Source organism: Adlercreutzia wanghongyangiae (assembly GCF_035989245.1).
Lineage (GTDB): Bacteria > Actinomycetota > Coriobacteriia > Coriobacteriales > Eggerthellaceae > Adlercreutzia > Adlercreutzia wanghongyangiae.
Genome location: NZ_JAYMFF010000002.1, coordinates 219872 through 234530, shown reverse-complemented (window position 1 = coordinate 234530; position 14659 = coordinate 219872). Strand labels below are relative to the sequence as shown.

Sequence of the window (14659 nt, the reverse complement as noted above, 5' to 3'; positions counted from 1 at the left end):
GCTGTCATTTCCCTTCAAAAGCAGCACGCAAAAATTGCAGGTCTCGAGCACTATATGGTTGTTAAAGATATGGTCAACACCGCTGGAACACCGCGTCCATCTACCCAGATTGCGATACCAGCGGCCAACAGCTATAACGTGACTTTCAAGTATGTTGCTTCCTCAAGAACTCTGTCCCTTTCAGCAGGATCGCAAAGTGTGTCGGTGGCCCTTTCGACTACGACCATAGGTTCGGCAGAAAGCGCATACATTGACATCATGGGGACGCTTGCAGCTTATAGGGCATCTGGCGGGTTGCCCACTTTGAACCCAGGGCAATCGGTGTACTTAACATTCAATTCGATGTCTCTTCCTCATCTTAATCCTGCGATAAGGAGCATTAGGGTTTATAACACAAATACTAGTGAAGAGATTAAAGCAACGGATGCGGTTAAACCAAACACACCAGTGCGTGTTGTGTGCAGCGTGTACAACAATGACAATAAATCGGCAGGCGAGAAGTTCAAGGCGCACTTCAAGCTAGACGCCGCTGTTACGAAAAACATCACAATCGACACATCAAAAGTGGTTAAAGTTGATGGGGCCGCCGTGTCTGGAAACATCAATAGCTCCACGGGTGTGCCGGTCACGCTGAAGGGTACGAATAACGTCAACAATACCGCCAACGATTCTGTCATTGAATACTACGGCAGAATCAACCAATCAAATGGGGCGGCGGTGGTCGTGGGCCAGGTGATTACTGACGATATGTTCGATGGTTCCGCCTCGCTTACGAAAACGCTGCTGAACGAGCGTCCCATCACGCCTGCGCCAGGGGACATCGACCCCGAGAACCCGGGCACGGGGGCTGGTACGTCATTCCATTTTGCGCGGCGTCCGCTTGCTAATGCGAATGGGTGGAACAATTCTCCTGTTACGTTCACCTTCTTCCCTGGTGTCTTAACGGCTGGCGGCGTTCCTCAGCTAACGCTTACCAAGACGGGGGACGCGCTGCCCACCGCCACGCTGACCAGTGCTAATCGCACCTGGACGCGCTCTGATGACACGGCCAACCTTCCGCTGACGCTGCAAGGTTCCGACCCCGATACGGGCGTGACCTCGCAAACGGCTACCGACACGCTGAAGGTCGACACGTCGGCGCCCACGGCCACGTTCGATGCCACGTCGGGGGTGCTCACGGTAAGCGATGTGCCTTCCGACGGTTCCAAGGCCACTTCGGGCGTGTGGCGGCTCTACCGCACGGCCGCCGATGGGTCGAACGCGCAGCTGACGAAGCAGTTCAGCCTTACTGGTGGCAACGGGGCGGCGTCTCAGGCGGTGTCGGGGCTGGCCAACGGCTACTACGTGGTGGAGGACGCCGCGGGCAACAAGAGCGCGCCCGTGCGTGTGGCCGGCGTGCAGCCGCCTACGCCTTCGCGGCCCCAGCCCAGCTTGCCGGGCGGCGGGGCCGACCCGGTGGGGCCGCCGCTGGGTGACAAAGACCCGGTGCCCGACCCCGAGGTGACCGACGCCGACGACGGCACCACCCATGCCGTGATCAACGAGACGGTCACCCAGGTGGCCGACCCGTCCGGTGCGCTGTTCGGTGGCTCCTTCGACGCCGCCGACGCCGAGGCGCTGATGAACTACCGCTACACGTTCACCACGGGCGTGGCCGGCGGCCTGACCCAAACCACCGAGCTTCTGGCTGCCGACGGCTCGGCGCTGGCGGCCGGCTCGCTGCCCACCACGCAGCCGGGGTCGTGCCTGGTGCGCCGCGTGGTAACCGACAAGCAAGGCAACACCACCACGGTGAATCTGACTTATCGCCTGGTGAAGCCGGCGTATCCCGAGGTGTACCCGGGTGGCCCGGGCACCGACCCCGGCGACCCTGACGGCACGGGCGGCGGCAACCCGGGCGGCCCGGGTGCGCCTTCCAACCCTGGCGACCCGGGCGATCCCACCCCGCCGCGTACGCCCATCACGCCCGACGGGCCGCCCACGGTGGACCCCGACGGCACCCAGCATGCGCGCGTGTCGATGGAGGTGACCGAGGGCACCATGGCGGGCATTATGGGCGAGGCCGCCGCGAAGGCGCTGCTGCTGCGCCACTACACGCCGGCGTGCGCCGATGGCTCCACGCCTTCCATTGCCGTGGATTCCATGGTGCGCCTGGCTGACGACGCGGCGGTGGAGCGCATCGACTTGTCGCGGCCGGCCGACTACCGCATTGCGTACACGCTGGCCGATTCCGCGGGCAACACTACGACGGTGGCGCTGACCTACCATCTGGTGGCTTCGAAGATTCCCCTGGTGGTTTCCCAGCCCGACCCCGATGACCCCAATCATTCCGGCGTTATTCCCGCGCCGCTGAACCCCGTTGAGCCGCCTTATGTGGACGAGGCCGGCAACCATCACGGCGTGGTTGACGACGCCATGACCGTGCCGGTGGATTTGGGCGCGGTGCTTTCCGAGGGCGAGGTGCGGTCGCTGGTGCTGAACCGCTACGCCTTCCTGTCGGCTACGGGCGACGACGCGCCGCGGTTCGTGAGCATGTCCATTGCCGATGCGTCGGGCAAGAAGGTGACGTTCATCAACAAGGGGTTCCCGACCACCTATCTCATTCGCTACAAGGTGGCCGACGCCGAGGGCAACACCACGCTTTTGCGACTGAGTTACAACCTGGTGGCCAGCAATCCCACCCCGAAGCCGCCGCTGGACAACTCGGGTGGCACCACGGCCGGCACACCGTCGGTGAGCGTGGTGGACCCCGACGACCCGCTGCCGGGGCGGCCGCTGGGCCCCGTGTCGGTGCAGGAGGACGCCAACGGCCTGCGCCATGCCGTGATTGAGGACACCATCGTGGTGGGCCTGCGCGAGGGCGTGATGACCCCGGCCGATTTCGCCGCTTTGTTCGCCAAGCGCTACGATGTGGCCTCCACGCTGGTCGACGGTGCCATTACCAGCAGCCCGGTGTCGCTGTTCGACAGCGAGGGACTGCCGGTGACCTCGGTGGATCGATCGAAGCCGGGGGTGTGGCAGGTGGAGCAGGTGTTCTCCGATTCTGCGGGCAACACCACGACGCTGCGGGTGACCTACGATGTGCGGGCCGAGTTCGTGCAGACGACGCTGCCCGCGGGTGGCGTGCGCTCGGGTAGCAGCGGCAGCAGCAGCGGTCTGGAAGGGTACGGCGGCCACTACACCCAGTTGGCGCTGGCCCAAACGGGCGACTTCTTCGGGCCGTGTCCGCTGCATCCGCTGTTCGCGCTGCTGATGGTCCTGGCTTCGGCCTACGGCATGATGAAGCTGCGCCTGGAATCGTTCGCGCGCCGTCGCCTGCTGCGTCGTGCCCGCGCCATGGGCCGCGATGTTGCGGCGGATGGCATGGGGCTGGCTGGCACGGGTGATGCCACGGCACCCGGCGCGATCGCGGGTAGCGCGGCGCCCGGCGCGATTGCGACTTCCGATGCCGAAGAGCTTCGCCGTCGCATGAGGCTGACGGACTATGCGGTGTTCGGGCTGATCGGCGTGGCCGCTGCAGCTTTGGCGACGTTGGCCTTGTGCCCCTTCGACTTCCTGTGGGCTGCCGTGGTTCTGCTGGTGTGCGCCGCGTGGCTGTTCCTGCTGCATCGCAAGGTGCGCGCTACCAACCGCAAGCTCGCCACCGTGTAGGGGCTAACTGACCTACTCATGTTTCGGCGGGCGTCCTCGCGGTGAGGACGCCCGCCGGTGTTGTGCACTAGGCGTTCGCGAGAGCGCTGCGGGCGGCGATGCGACCGAAGGCGGCGCACTCGCCCACGTTGCCGGTGCCCTGGTACAGGTGCCCCCACACGCTGCCGAACTCGCCGGCAGAGTACAGGTGCGGAATGGGCTTACCGAACGGGTCGAGAATCTGGCCCTGGGCGTCGCGCGTGGGGCCGCCGTCGGTGTTCAGCATAGCCGGCACGCAGCGCATGGCGTAGAACGGGCCGGTCTTGATGGGCGTCAGCGTATCGGCCGGGCGGTAGAACGCCATGTCGGCGCCGCGGTCGCAGAACTCGTTCCACTGGGCCACGGTGGCGGTCAGCTCTTCCGCGGGCACCTCGATCTTACCAGCCAGTTCTTCGATGCTGGCGGCTTCCAGCGCCCAACCGTCGGCTACGGGATCGGTGGTGATGTCGGTGAAGATCTCGCCGTTGGCCATGGCGTCGGCGTCGAAGATAAACCAGGTGGTCTCGGGCAGCGGCAGGTGGTTCCACGTGCCGCCGAAGTTCGTGATGCCGTGGCGGTAGCCCATGTTCAGGTGAATGTCGCTGCCGGGCTCGGCGTAGGGGCTGCTGGGGCAGCTGCAAGCGTCGTAGTCCATGTAGAAGCGGCGGCCGCTCACGCCCACGGTGATGCCCAGGTTCTTCTTCGTGAAGTTCCACACGGTGGATACGAACTCGGTGTTGTCCAGGTTGCGCAGGGCCGTCCAGTACTGCGCACCGCCGTACATGTGCCAGAAGCCCGCCCCGATGGCCGCGCACGCACGATGGCCGTCGCCCGTGTTGGCTTTGCCAGCGTAGGGCACGCAGCCCGTGACGCCGGTGAAGTTGTACAGCATGTCGGGGTCGCTCTCGAAACCGCCGGTGCACATGATGACGCCCTTGTTGGCCTTGATGTTCTTCCCGTCGGCTACGATGCCCAAAATGGTTTTCGTCTCGGGGTCTTGCACAAGCGATTCCATGGGCGTGGAGAACTCGATGGTCAGGTTCTCGGTGCTCTCGGCGGTTTGCTCGAAGAAGGTGTGCACGTGGGTGGGGCCGTCGGTGTCCTTGGTCTTGAACTTAATGCGTCCGTAGGTCCACCAGTTCTCAAGCTCGGGCCATTCGGCGCCCTTGGCGGGGTCGGGCTCGGTGGCCGGTGCGCCGATGTCCAGCCACTCTTCCTTGGCGCCCAGCTCGTACAGCCAGTCCAGGTTCTCGGTAAGCGCCTGGCAGAAGGCCTTCTGCACGTCGTCGGGGGTGTGGTCGCCCAGCATGGCCTTCAGGTATACGCCGAAGGCGTCGGCGTCGTCGCAGTACAGCATAGATCCGGCGCAGAAGGGGCTGTTGCCGTTGGGGGTGACGTCCTTTTCCACGATGAGCACTTTGGCGCCGTTGCCCTCGCGGGCCGCGCAGATGCCGGCGGCCAGGCCAGCGATGCCCGCGCCGCACACGACCACGTCGTACTCCTCGTCCCAGCTCGCGGGCACGGCAGCTGCGGCTCCGCCGCCGGCGGCGTGGGCGCTATCGGTCTGCGGCGCGCAACCGGCCAGGCCCAGGGCCGCGGCTCCGGCGGCCGCTGCGCCGGCAAGTCCGATGAAGTTGCGGCGGGTGAGTTCTTGTTCGCGCATGGGGTGCTCCTCCCAAAGATGGCTTGGGGCATCGGCTCTGCCAGCCAGTCGGTGCCTCTTCGGATGGCGCTATTCTTACTCTTTCACTCATGGTTGAGCGTAAAGCCTCGAGAAAGGATGAGCGTTGGTAGGGCAACTGTTGCGAGAATGACAGTGTTGACGGCAGGTCACAGGTTCCATTCCAAAAGGCGACTGGGGGAGCGGGGGCGCTCGGGGGTTTCGGGGTGGGCGAAGATGCCTCGCCGGTGCCGCTCTTCGGGCTTGAGGGAGCGTTGCCGCGGGGCCATCGCGACAAGATGTGTGACATTCTGCGAATGAGGTGGTGTCGCCTTGAGAACCTTTGCCATAGTTGACGGAAGCCGCCGCCGTGCGCTTCCCTGCGGATGGCTCTCGTACGATGAGCAAACGCGTCAGTTCGGCATCGAGCTTTCCGATAGGGCTTCGGAGCATGCCCCGCTCATGTTGGAGCTGCTGGCCCAAAAAGGGGAGCGCTCCGTAGGTCATGATCTGAGTCTTCGCTGGGTGCAGGAGCGCATTCCCCGCTTGGCAGACAGAACATCGGCCAGGTGTTGAAAGCAAATGGGCTCGACGAATATGGCGACGTTATCGATACTAATATTGGTAGCATGGTAACCTGGGAGACGACTCTGGTTCAGCCTGGAAGGAAAGCGTCATGGGCAGCAAGAAGCGGTCAGCGTGGAAGAAGCAGAAGGAAGAATTCGCGGCGTCTCTGGGCGGCGTGGACGGCCTGTTTCCCGATGGCGATCCCGTCGCACGCGACCCCTTTGCTCGCGAGTCGGCCGCGCGCGCTGCGCGGGACGAGGCCCACGAGGCCGCCCTGCGCCGCAAGGCCTGCGAGCGCAAGAACCGTTACGCCAGCCGCTACGAGGCCGAGCTTACCGCCGCCGAGTGCTCCGACCACGGCGCCCCGCCCCTGCACGTCTACCGCTGTCCCTACTGCCAGGGGTGGCATCTCACCTCGAAATCGGAGAAAAAGCCAGGCGCTCGCTAAAGTTGCTCCAGCTTCATGTTGTGCTTTCCCTCACGAAAGTATATGATTTCTAAATCATATACTTTTGCAAAAAGGAGAGCGGCAATGCGAAGCTCGGATGTGGTGAAAACGCGCCAGGACCTGCGGCGGCTTGTTTGGTCAGAGCGAGCTAATACGTCGGGCACTGCCGGCTGCTTCTTGAAGGCGAGGGAAACGACCGGCGCTGAGACTTGGTACTACAAGCTTTCATGCTACGACAGCTACCGGGGTATTTACGGCCACGAATGCGCGAACGAGGTGGTGGCGAGTCGTCTTATGGGACTGTTGGGCGTCCCTCGTCTTGAGTACCAGCTGGTGCATGCGCTTGTGTCCATCGACGGGGTTGAGCACGACACCTGGCTCAACCGCTCGCGAAGCTTTCGGCAGCAAGGCGAGAGGAAAATCGCCTTCGATACGTTCTACGATATGGAAAAGAAGCCCGGTGAATCGCCCCTGGAACTGGCGGATCGCTTCGGATGGAGTGAGGCGATCCAGCACATGATGATCGTGGATTATCTCATCGCCAACCGCGATCGCCATGGCGCGAACATCGAGGTGCTGCGCGATCGGGAAGGTGCCGTGCGCTTGGCGCCGCTCTTCGATAGCGGATTGTCCTTTGCCTGTTTCTGCTACGGCGATGCAGAGCGCGTGCGGGCCTTCGATCCGTTGAGCGATGTGAACGCGAACAACTATCTGGGTACGCGTTCCCTTGAGGAAAACATCCGACGCTTCGTTGACGTGCGAGCCGTTGCGCAATTGGCTCAGCCCTTGAGTCCCGAGCATCGCACGGTGCTGTTTCGCGGGCTTGACGGGGCGTTGCCGCAGGGGCATCGCGACAAAATGTGGGACATCGTGTGGGAAAGGTGGTGTCGCCTTGAGAACCTTTGCCATAGTTGACAGAAGCCGCCGCCGTGCGCTTCCCTGCGGGTGGCTTTCGTACGATGAGCAAACGCGCGAGTTCAGCATCAAGCTTTCCGATAGGGCTTCGGAGCATGCTCCGCTTATGCTGGAGCTGCTGGCCCAAAAAGGGGAGCGCTCCGTAGGTCATGATCTGAGTCTTCGCTGGGTGCAGGAGCGCATCCCTCCGCCCGGCAGGCAGAATATCGGTCAGGTGCTGAAGGCCAACGGGCTCGACGAATATGACGAGTTCGCACTGCTCATGTCTTCGATGGGCGCGTGCGCGCAGGATGATTTCCTGTTGCGGGAGGTGGCCCCGGAAGAGAGTTGTGAAAGTGCGGAAGGACGTGGCGGAAGGGATTTCGAGGCGCACGTTCTGGCTCGCGAAGTCGGCGCGACGTTGGCGCAGTGCCGTCGGGAAGCTGGAATGACCCAGCGCGTGCTGTCTGAACGTACGGGTGTTCAGCAGGCGGTCATCAGCCGCATCGAGCGGGGGCGCGGTAACCCCACCCTCGACTTGGTGCAGGCCCTCGCCGCCGGCATGGGGGTAAGGCTACGGATTGAGCCTGTGGCGCCCTCCGCCTAGACGGTTGGCGACGCCGATTTCGAGGAACTCGGTCGCCACGTCGTGCGGGACGAGGCCCACGAGGCTGTTCCGTGCCGCTTTCCCTACGACTCGGGGAACGAGTACACGTAGCCGCCGTCGTAGAACTTGCCGAGCAGGTAGAGGTTGCTGGCCGACTCATTGGCCAGATACACCTGTCCGTCGTGCTCGTCGATGCCCTCGGCCATGGGCGGTACCGTCAGCGTTTGCACGAGAGTCGCATCGTCCAGGAAATACAGCGGGCAGTGGTGCCCCTCCACCAGGTAGCTGCCGCCCCGATGGGCGTGAGCGGGGTCGTACACACGCACTTCGGCATCGCCCAAGCCCCAGGACAGGCTGAGCACGATGTTGCCGTCGGGCGTTACGCACAGGCCCTGCACGTTGCCGGGAATGGAGTACACCGCCGCGGGATGCTCGCCGAACCCGAAGGGACCGTGGGCGTGGGGTGCGTAGGCGTACACGAGCGCCGTGTTCGTCTCGCCGGAAGGGCAGCGCAGCCAGTGGCTTTTCGGAGTGGGGTAAAGCCCGCGATGCTGAAACTCGCCAATGTAGAGCATGTCTTTCTGCACATTCATGAACGCTGGCATGAGGGGAACGGTGCGATGCCCGATGGCCCGCAGGGTTTCGCCGTCGTCCGCCGCTGCGAGGGTGGCGCGGTCGAGGGCTACGAATCCGTCGCGCACGGTGAGGAAGACGAGGGGCCCGGCGGCCGTGATGGCGGCGCCGTGACCGCGGTAGAGAGATCCGTCGGGAAGAAGCACTTCGTGGCGAAGCACGGTACCGTCCTCGCGCACCTGGAAGATGGGCGAGGGCTTGCGGTTGGCCTGGTAGCCGCTGAACAGCCACGTCTTCTCATCGTCCAGATAGAAGAGGTCTTGGGGGACGAACCCGTCGTTGAGGCCCGGAATCTTGAAGCAACGGGTGGCCTCGCGGTAAAACGGCTTGCAGGTGACGTGCACACGCCGCCGCTTGGCGAGGATGCCGGCCATGGCCACCGCAGCCACGGCGGTCGCGCCAACGGCGGCGGTCGCGATAGCGGGTAACAAAGTGGACTTCTTCATGGTTTGCCTCCTGGGACAGGTGGTGGTGGGTGTCGTGTTGTCACGTGCCAGTCTGCACAAACGCCGTGTGTCGGCGGCTCGCCTCAACGACGCGCGTCCGTCATCCCGCTTTTCCCATTGTCGCGAGAATGTCCGTGAAGAGAGGTTGAAACGCGATTCTTGTTACGAGCGAGAAAGCAACCTGAAGCCTGCTGGGGGGATGAATTCCGAATGACGGCGATGAAGAGAGGCAATGGGCAGTGCCGGCAAAGAAGAAGCCGGGCCACCGTCCAAAGTAGTCCCGGCTTAGTCATGTAACCGATGCTGCCCGGCTCGGCGGGGCATCGATCGGTTCGTATCATATCAGGCGGGCGGCGGTTTTTTCGTCAGGGATGAGGGGGGTTACGCCCTTCTCATCCATTTTCCGTTGGAAGCGTTGCTGGCAGTCGGCCATGATTTCCTTCAGGAAGCGCGCATCTCCCGTGGTTTGGGCGACTTCCAGCCAGCTCTTGTAGGGCCGCTCCAGCGCCTCATCCACCACAATAATATCTACATCGTTTTCAATGCATTGCTTCATCATGAGGAATCTGCCGATACGGCCGTTGCCGTTCTGGAAAGGGTGGATATGCTCGAAGCGCACGTGGTAGTCGACGATGGCGTCGAAGTCTTTCGCGGAATTCTCCCATTGGGCAAACAGCTCGGGCATCGCGCGCGGAAGGTCGGAGGGGAGCGCCACCTGCACCGATGAGTTGCGAATGCGATTAGGGATTTCCTTGTAGTGCCCGGTGAATCCTGCTTTTGCATCGGTGGTCTCACGGAAAAGCATGTCGTTGAGTGTCCACAGGAATTCATCGTTCACAGGTTGTCCCAGTGTATCCACCACGTAGTTGAACACGTCGACGGAGTTCTTCGTTTCCAAGACGTCGTCGATGTCGTGGGAACCTTCCACGAGGCCCTGCTCGACGAGTTTCACCAGTTCCTCTTCAGAGAACGTGGAGCCTTCCAGCTTGTTCGAATGGAAGAGAAACTCGGGCATGATGACTTCGTAAGCCGAGTTGGGGGCAGCTTTCATAACCTGCATTTGAGCAACGTTGATTTTCACGGGGCGCCCCTCTTCAAAAAAGAAGAACGCCCTCCGAGGAGGGCGCTTGTTTCAAAATGGTGCGGGCGAGAGGACTTGAACCTCCATGGGGTTGCCCCCATACGGACCTGAACCGTACGCGTCTGCCAATTCCGCCACGCCCGCAGGTGCTGCTTCGGCATTGCCAAAAGAGCGTAGTTGATAATACCTGACTTGTGGCGTCGGTGCAAGAAGTTTTTTCGGGAATCAGCTATTTTTTCGATCGGGACGGGGCAACGCGCCCGCGGGAGCGATTGCATGGGCGTTACGACGTGGCAGCAAGATGTCCGCCCGCGCGGCCGAGAAGTCTCGGATGCTATTCCCCGCGCAAAATTGTGTCGGCAGTTTCCGCTAAGGCGGCGTCGGTCTCGTCCTGCTGGCGGCGTTCCGCGCGCTCCTCGTGGGCGATCTCGCGACCGATGTAGTCGTGCATGCCGTGATCCTCGCGGTACTCGTGCTCCTTTTCAGCGTGCTTTTCCTCGCGCTCGTGGTCGGCGATATGCTTCTCCTGTTGCTCTTCGTGCTGCTTCAGCGTCTCGGCGCTCATGGTGGCTCCTTCCGTCGGATGTGTTCCCCAACCTTAGACCAACGGCTGACCCGCGCGGCCCATCGCGGCCATTCGTAGGCGTTTTGCAACGCGGCGGTTCTATAATGGAGGGCATTGTTTCTGGTCGCGACGGCACGCCCGCGCGGCCCTTCGGGGAAAGGATGCGCAAATGAGCGACGCGACGCCGGTGGTCGGCATCATCATGGGATCGGAATCGGATATGCCGGCCATGGAGCCGTGCATGGCCCAGCTGGACGCCATGGGCGTGCCCTACGAGGTGAAAGTGGCCAGCGCCCACCGCAAGCCGGCCGTGGTGCACGAGTGGGCCGAAACGGCCGTGGAACGCGGCATCAAGGTCATCATCGCCGCGGCGGGCAAGGCCGCGCACCTGGGCGGCGTGGTGGCCGCCTTCACGCCGCTGCCGGTCATCGCCGTGCCTATGAAGACGAGCGATCTGGGCGGTTTGGATTCGCTGCTGTCCATGGTGCAGATGCCCTCGGGCGTGCCGGTGGCCTGCGTGGCCATCAACGGCGCGAAGAACGCCGCCATTTTGGCCGTGCAGATGATGGGCACGAACGATGCGGCCATGCTGCAGAAGGTGGCCGACCTGAAGGCGGATATGGCCCGCTAGCGCTTGGTCTAGCGGTCGGGCACCGTGAGTGTTGGGCGATGTTTCGATTTTGTCGCTGAAATTGCGTTTGTTAGCATGTATTGGGAATTCGCGAGCCGCTAGGACGTCTCGCGGACCCAATATGGGGGGTAAAAAGGCAGGATAAGGCTTATAAGATGCGCGGAAAACCTGCGGGATGCCGATTTTGGGAAGATGCTGGATGCTAACAAACGCAATTTCGCGTGCAAAACGATGAAGCGTTGTCGCATTGAGGGTCGATAAGAGTGCGAGAGGTGTTATGAAGAAACTTCTGATGGGGAACGAGGCGTTCGCGCACGCGGCCTTAGAGGCCGGGGTGAACGTGGTGGCGGGGTATCCCGGCACGCCCTCGTCCGAGCTGGTGGAAACCGTGGCGAAGCTGCATGCCAACGGTGCGGCGCGCGATGTGCACGTGGAGTGGTCCACCAACGAGAAGGCGGCGTTGGAGCTTTTGGCCGGCGCTTCGTACTGCGGCGCGCGCGTCCTGTTCACCTGCAAGCAGGTGGGCCTGAACGTGGCGTCCGACGCGCTCATGTCGCTGAACTACGTGGGCGTGGGTGGCGGTTGCGTGCTGTTCGTGGCCGACGATCCCGGTCCTATTTCGTCCCAGACCGAACAGGACACGCGCCGCTTCGGAGCCTTCGCGAAGGTGCCGGTGCTGGACCCCAGCTCGCCCGACGAGGGTTTCGCCATGATGAAGGCGGCCTTCGAGCTGTCCGAGCGTTACCGTACCCCGGTCATCCTGCGTCCCACCACGCGCATCAACCATGCCTCCACCTTCTTCGATGTGGCCGAGGAAACCCACGGGCGCACGCTGCCCGAGGAGGGTTTCCGGAAGGACCCGAAGTGGGTTATCTTCCCGAAGCGCGCCTATGAGGGCCACGGCGAGATTAACCACCGACTGGCCCAGATCGCCTGGGATTTCGATCACGACCCTGACTTCGCCCGGTTCAATCACGTGGTGGAAGGCGGCGGGGAATGCGGCGCGGCCGAACGAGATGCTGCGGAAGGCGCTGTGCCCGAGGCACCCACGGTGGGCATCGTGACTGGCGGTGTGTCGACGGCCTACGCCCGCGAGGCGCTTTCGCTTATGGAAGCCGAGGCCGCGGCGGCGGGGGTTGCGGTACCGCGTTGGCGTCTGCTGGCCGTGGGTACGCCCTACCCGTTCCCAGCTGAGACCGCTGCGGCTTTCGCCGAGGGGCTGACCGATGTCATCGTGTTCGAAGAGCTGGACTCGGTGCTGGAAGAGGAGATGTTGAAGCTTGCGGGCGCGCGCCACTTGCCGCTGCGTGTGCACGGGAAACTGACGGGTTCTGCCAACGACCGCGGGGAGAACACCACGGAGAACATCGCCGGTCGCCTGGGCCGCTTCTTCGATCGCACGAACTCCGAGTGGCTGGCAGAGCGGGAGAATCGACAGCTGGGACCGGGAGAGAATGCGCTTCCTCCGTGCGAGGGAGAGGCCGCATCCACGTGCTCAGGCAAGTCCTCGCTCGGCGGAACAGCCCACTGGGCTGTTCCGTTCGCTGCGGAATCTGCGCGCGAGGACGCAGCCTCTCCCTCGCACTGCTCGTCTCTTGCAGCCCTGGTGGCTCGCACCATCGGCGCGAACCATCTCAGCTACGAGGGCACGTTACCGGTCCGTCCGCCGGTGCTGTGTGCGGGCTGTCCCCATCGCGGCAGCTTCTACGCCGTAAAGCAGGCGCTCCGTGGCCGCGATGCCGTGCTCTGCGGCGACATCGGCTGCTACACCTTGGGCAACGCCGCCCCGCTCGATGCCGTTGACACCTGCCTGTGCATGGGTGCCGGCATTACCATGGCTCAGGGCTTCGCTGTGGCCGAGCCGGGCAAGAAGCAGGTGGCCTTCGTGGGCGACTCCACGTTCTTCGCCAGCGCTATGACCGGCATTGCCAACGCCGTGTACAACGGCCACGATGTCACCTTCGCCATTCTGGACAACGCCACTACGGCCATGACGGGCAGCCAGCCGCATCCGGGCACGGGCGTCACGCTCATGGGCGAGCGGCGCCGGCCTATCGTCATCGAGGAAGTGCTGCACGGCCTGGGCGTTCAGCATATTGGTTTTGCGAACCCCCATAGCTTGGAAGGTGCCGTGGCAGCGACGCGGGCGGCTATCGACTTCGAAGGTCCTTCCGCCATCATCTTCCGTGCGCCGTGCATTCAGCTGAAAAAGCCCGACGCGCCGGTGGTCATCAACGCCGATGTGTGCACTGGCTGCAAGAAGTGCATTACCTCTATCGGCTGCCCGGGTATTGGCTTCGACGAAGCGCGGCGCGGTCCGAAATCGGGCGAGCGCGGCCAGGCCTTCGTGGATGCGAGCCTGTGCGACGGCTGCAGCCTGTGCGCCCAGGTGTGCCCGTTCGATGCCATTCAGGGCGCGCCGGGCTTCGGCGGCGCGGCTCCGGTGGAGCCGGTGATGTACGCGCCCAATCCCGATCCGTTCCAGACGGGACCGATTCCGCGCGTGCTGGTCGACGAGGTGAGCGACTTCCAGGAAACGGAGTTGGCCGGCCAGCCGGACGAGACGCCCGGCGCGGCGCTGGGCGCGGCGGAAGCCGCAGAAGCTGCAGAAGAGGGAGGCATCCGATGATCAATGTTCTTCTGGCAGGTGTGGGTGGTCAGGGCACGGTGCTGGCCGCGAAGGTGTTGGCTCAGGCGGCTCAGTCCAAGGGCTGGCAGGTGCGCACGGCCGAGACCATCGGCATGGCCCAGCGCGGCGGCAACGTGACCAGCCACGTGCGCATGGGCTCGAGCGGCGAAGAGGTGTTCTCGTCGCTCATCACCCCGGGCACGGCCGACCTGGTTATTGCCCTGGAGCCCGGCGAGGCCGCCCGCGCGCTGCCCTATCTGGCTCCGGGCGGCGTGCTCGTGACGGCCACGACGGCCATTCAGCCTGTAACGGCAGCCCTGGCGAGCCAGCCCTATCGCGCCGGCGATGTCGTGGCGGCGCTCGCGAATTCTCTCCAAGCAGAGGCCTCTCGGGAAGCCGTGGCCGCGACGGTTCGCGAGGCGGTGTTGGCCGCGTCCGATGCGACCGGGGCCCCGTGTCATCCTGAGCGGAGTGCCGAAGGCGCGGAGTCGAGGCATCCCCTCAGCGCCGACACGGCTGCCCCTGGCGTGGAAGGCTACCCCGTGCCCTTGTTCGTCCCCGTGGACGACGAGGCTCTGGTGCGCGAGGTCGGCGCGGGCTCTCGCAAATCCCTCAACATGATGCTGCTGGCGGTAGCCGTGGCCCAAAACCGCGTCCCTCTCACCTTAGACGAGGTAAAGCAAGCGGTAAAAGCCTGTGTAAAACCCCAGTTCGTAGCCATGAACCTTACCGCCATCGACCACGCCGCCCAGGCTTACGGTTAGCGCCTCTTTCTGCTGGAATAATATGTCATTGCACACGTAGGGGCGGACTTCAGTCCGCCCTCCTC

Annotated in this window: 11 protein-coding genes and 1 tRNA gene; 7 read left to right on the top strand and 5 right to left on the bottom strand. The window is 63.5% G+C overall.

Annotated elements, in window-relative coordinates; translation table 11 throughout:
• Window positions 1-588 precede the first annotated feature (588 nt).
• A complete protein-coding gene (locus VIN30_RS01375) occupies window positions 589-3651 on the top strand; it encodes a hypothetical protein (RefSeq protein WP_338208662.1) in 3063 nt (1020 codons plus the stop codon).
• Window positions 3652-3718: 67 nt separating this feature from the next.
• Here VIN30_RS01375 and VIN30_RS01370 read toward each other — a convergent pair whose 3' ends face one another.
• Complete coding sequence (locus VIN30_RS01370; RefSeq protein ID WP_338208660.1) at window positions 3719-5332, bottom strand: FAD-dependent oxidoreductase; 1614 nt, start codon at window positions 5330-5332, stop codon at window positions 3719-3721.
• Between the two features lie 673 nt (window positions 5333-6005).
• On the opposite strand from VIN30_RS01370, the gene VIN30_RS01365 reads away from it, so the two are divergent.
• From VIN30_RS01365 to VIN30_RS01355, 3 genes are all read left to right on the top strand, one after another.
• The gene (locus VIN30_RS01365; RefSeq protein ID WP_326424778.1) at window positions 6006-6344 is read left to right on the top strand and encodes a hypothetical protein; all 339 of its coding nucleotides are present in this window, start codon (window positions 6006-6008) and stop codon (window positions 6342-6344) included.
• Window positions 6345-6443: 99 nt separating this feature from the next.
• Entirely contained in the window at window positions 6444-7259 is an 816-nt protein-coding gene (locus VIN30_RS01360; RefSeq protein ID WP_338208658.1) for a hypothetical protein, read from the top strand.
• A gap of 106 nt (window positions 7260-7365) precedes the next feature.
• A complete protein-coding gene (locus VIN30_RS01355; RefSeq protein ID WP_338208657.1) occupies window positions 7366-7845 on the top strand; it encodes a helix-turn-helix domain-containing protein in 480 nt (159 codons plus the stop codon).
• A gap of 83 nt (window positions 7846-7928) precedes the next feature.
• Here VIN30_RS01355 and VIN30_RS01350 read toward each other — a convergent pair whose 3' ends face one another.
• The 4 genes from VIN30_RS01350 to VIN30_RS01335 all read right to left on the bottom strand — a co-directional run bounded on the left by VIN30_RS01350 (window position 7929) and on the right by VIN30_RS01335 (window position 10570).
• Complete coding sequence (locus VIN30_RS01350) at window positions 7929-8924, bottom strand: hypothetical protein (RefSeq protein ID WP_338208655.1); 996 nt, start codon at window positions 8922-8924, stop codon at window positions 7929-7931.
• A gap of 337 nt (window positions 8925-9261) precedes the next feature.
• Window positions 9262-10005 (bottom strand): Fic family protein, encoded by a 744-nt coding sequence (locus VIN30_RS01345; protein ID WP_338208652.1) that lies wholly within the window; start codon window positions 10003-10005, stop codon window positions 9262-9264.
• Window positions 10006-10062: 57 nt separating this feature from the next.
• Window positions 10063-10149 (bottom strand) — tRNA-Leu (locus VIN30_RS01340).
• A 190-nt stretch (window positions 10150-10339) separates the two neighbouring features.
• Window positions 10340-10570: a hypothetical protein gene (locus VIN30_RS01335; protein ID WP_338208651.1), complete on the bottom strand. Its 231-nt coding sequence runs from the start codon at window positions 10568-10570 to the stop codon at window positions 10340-10342.
• Between the two features lie 169 nt (window positions 10571-10739).
• Between VIN30_RS01335 and purE the strand changes: the two genes are divergently transcribed.
• The 3 genes from purE to VIN30_RS01320 all read left to right on the top strand — a co-directional run bounded on the left by purE (window position 10740) and on the right by VIN30_RS01320 (window position 14594).
• Complete coding sequence (gene purE, locus VIN30_RS01330) at window positions 10740-11201, top strand: 5-(carboxyamino)imidazole ribonucleotide mutase (protein WP_326424772.1); 462 nt, start codon at window positions 10740-10742, stop codon at window positions 11199-11201.
• Window positions 11202-11478: 277 nt separating this feature from the next.
• The gene (locus VIN30_RS01325; RefSeq protein WP_338208649.1) at window positions 11479-13830 is read left to right on the top strand and encodes a thiamine pyrophosphate-dependent enzyme; all 2352 of its coding nucleotides are present in this window, start codon (window positions 11479-11481) and stop codon (window positions 13828-13830) included.
• A complete protein-coding gene (locus VIN30_RS01320) occupies window positions 13827-14594 on the top strand; it encodes a 2-oxoacid:acceptor oxidoreductase family protein (protein WP_338208647.1) in 768 nt (255 codons plus the stop codon). Before VIN30_RS01325 ends, VIN30_RS01320 begins: the two co-directional genes overlap by 4 nt.
• The last annotated feature ends 65 nt before the right edge of the window (window positions 14595-14659 follow it).

Bases quoted from the DNA above. Each gene is read 5' to 3' on its own strand.
- VIN30_RS01350 (WP_338208655.1), bottom strand. From the start codon at position 8,924: ATGAAGAAGTCCACTTTGTTACCCGCTATCGCGACCGCCGCCGTTGGC.
- VIN30_RS01355 (WP_338208657.1), top strand. From the start codon at position 7,366: ATGCTGGAGCTGCTGGCCCAAAAAGGGGAGCGCTCCGTAGGTCATGAT.
- purE (WP_326424772.1), top strand. From the start codon at position 10,740: ATGAGCGACGCGACGCCGGTGGTCGGCATCATCATGGGATCGGAATCG.
- VIN30_RS01370 (WP_338208660.1), bottom strand. From the start codon at position 5,332: ATGCGCGAACAAGAACTCACCCGCCGCAACTTCATCGGACTTGCCGGC.
- VIN30_RS01335 (WP_338208651.1), bottom strand. From the start codon at position 10,570: ATGAGCGCCGAGACGCTGAAGCAGCACGAAGAGCAACAGGAGAAGCAT.
- VIN30_RS01325 (WP_338208649.1), top strand. From the start codon at position 11,479: ATGAAGAAACTTCTGATGGGGAACGAGGCGTTCGCGCACGCGGCCTTA.
- VIN30_RS01320 (WP_338208647.1), top strand. From the start codon at position 13,827: ATGATCAATGTTCTTCTGGCAGGTGTGGGTGGTCAGGGCACGGTGCTG.
- VIN30_RS01365 (WP_326424778.1), top strand. From the start codon at position 6,006: ATGGGCAGCAAGAAGCGGTCAGCGTGGAAGAAGCAGAAGGAAGAATTC.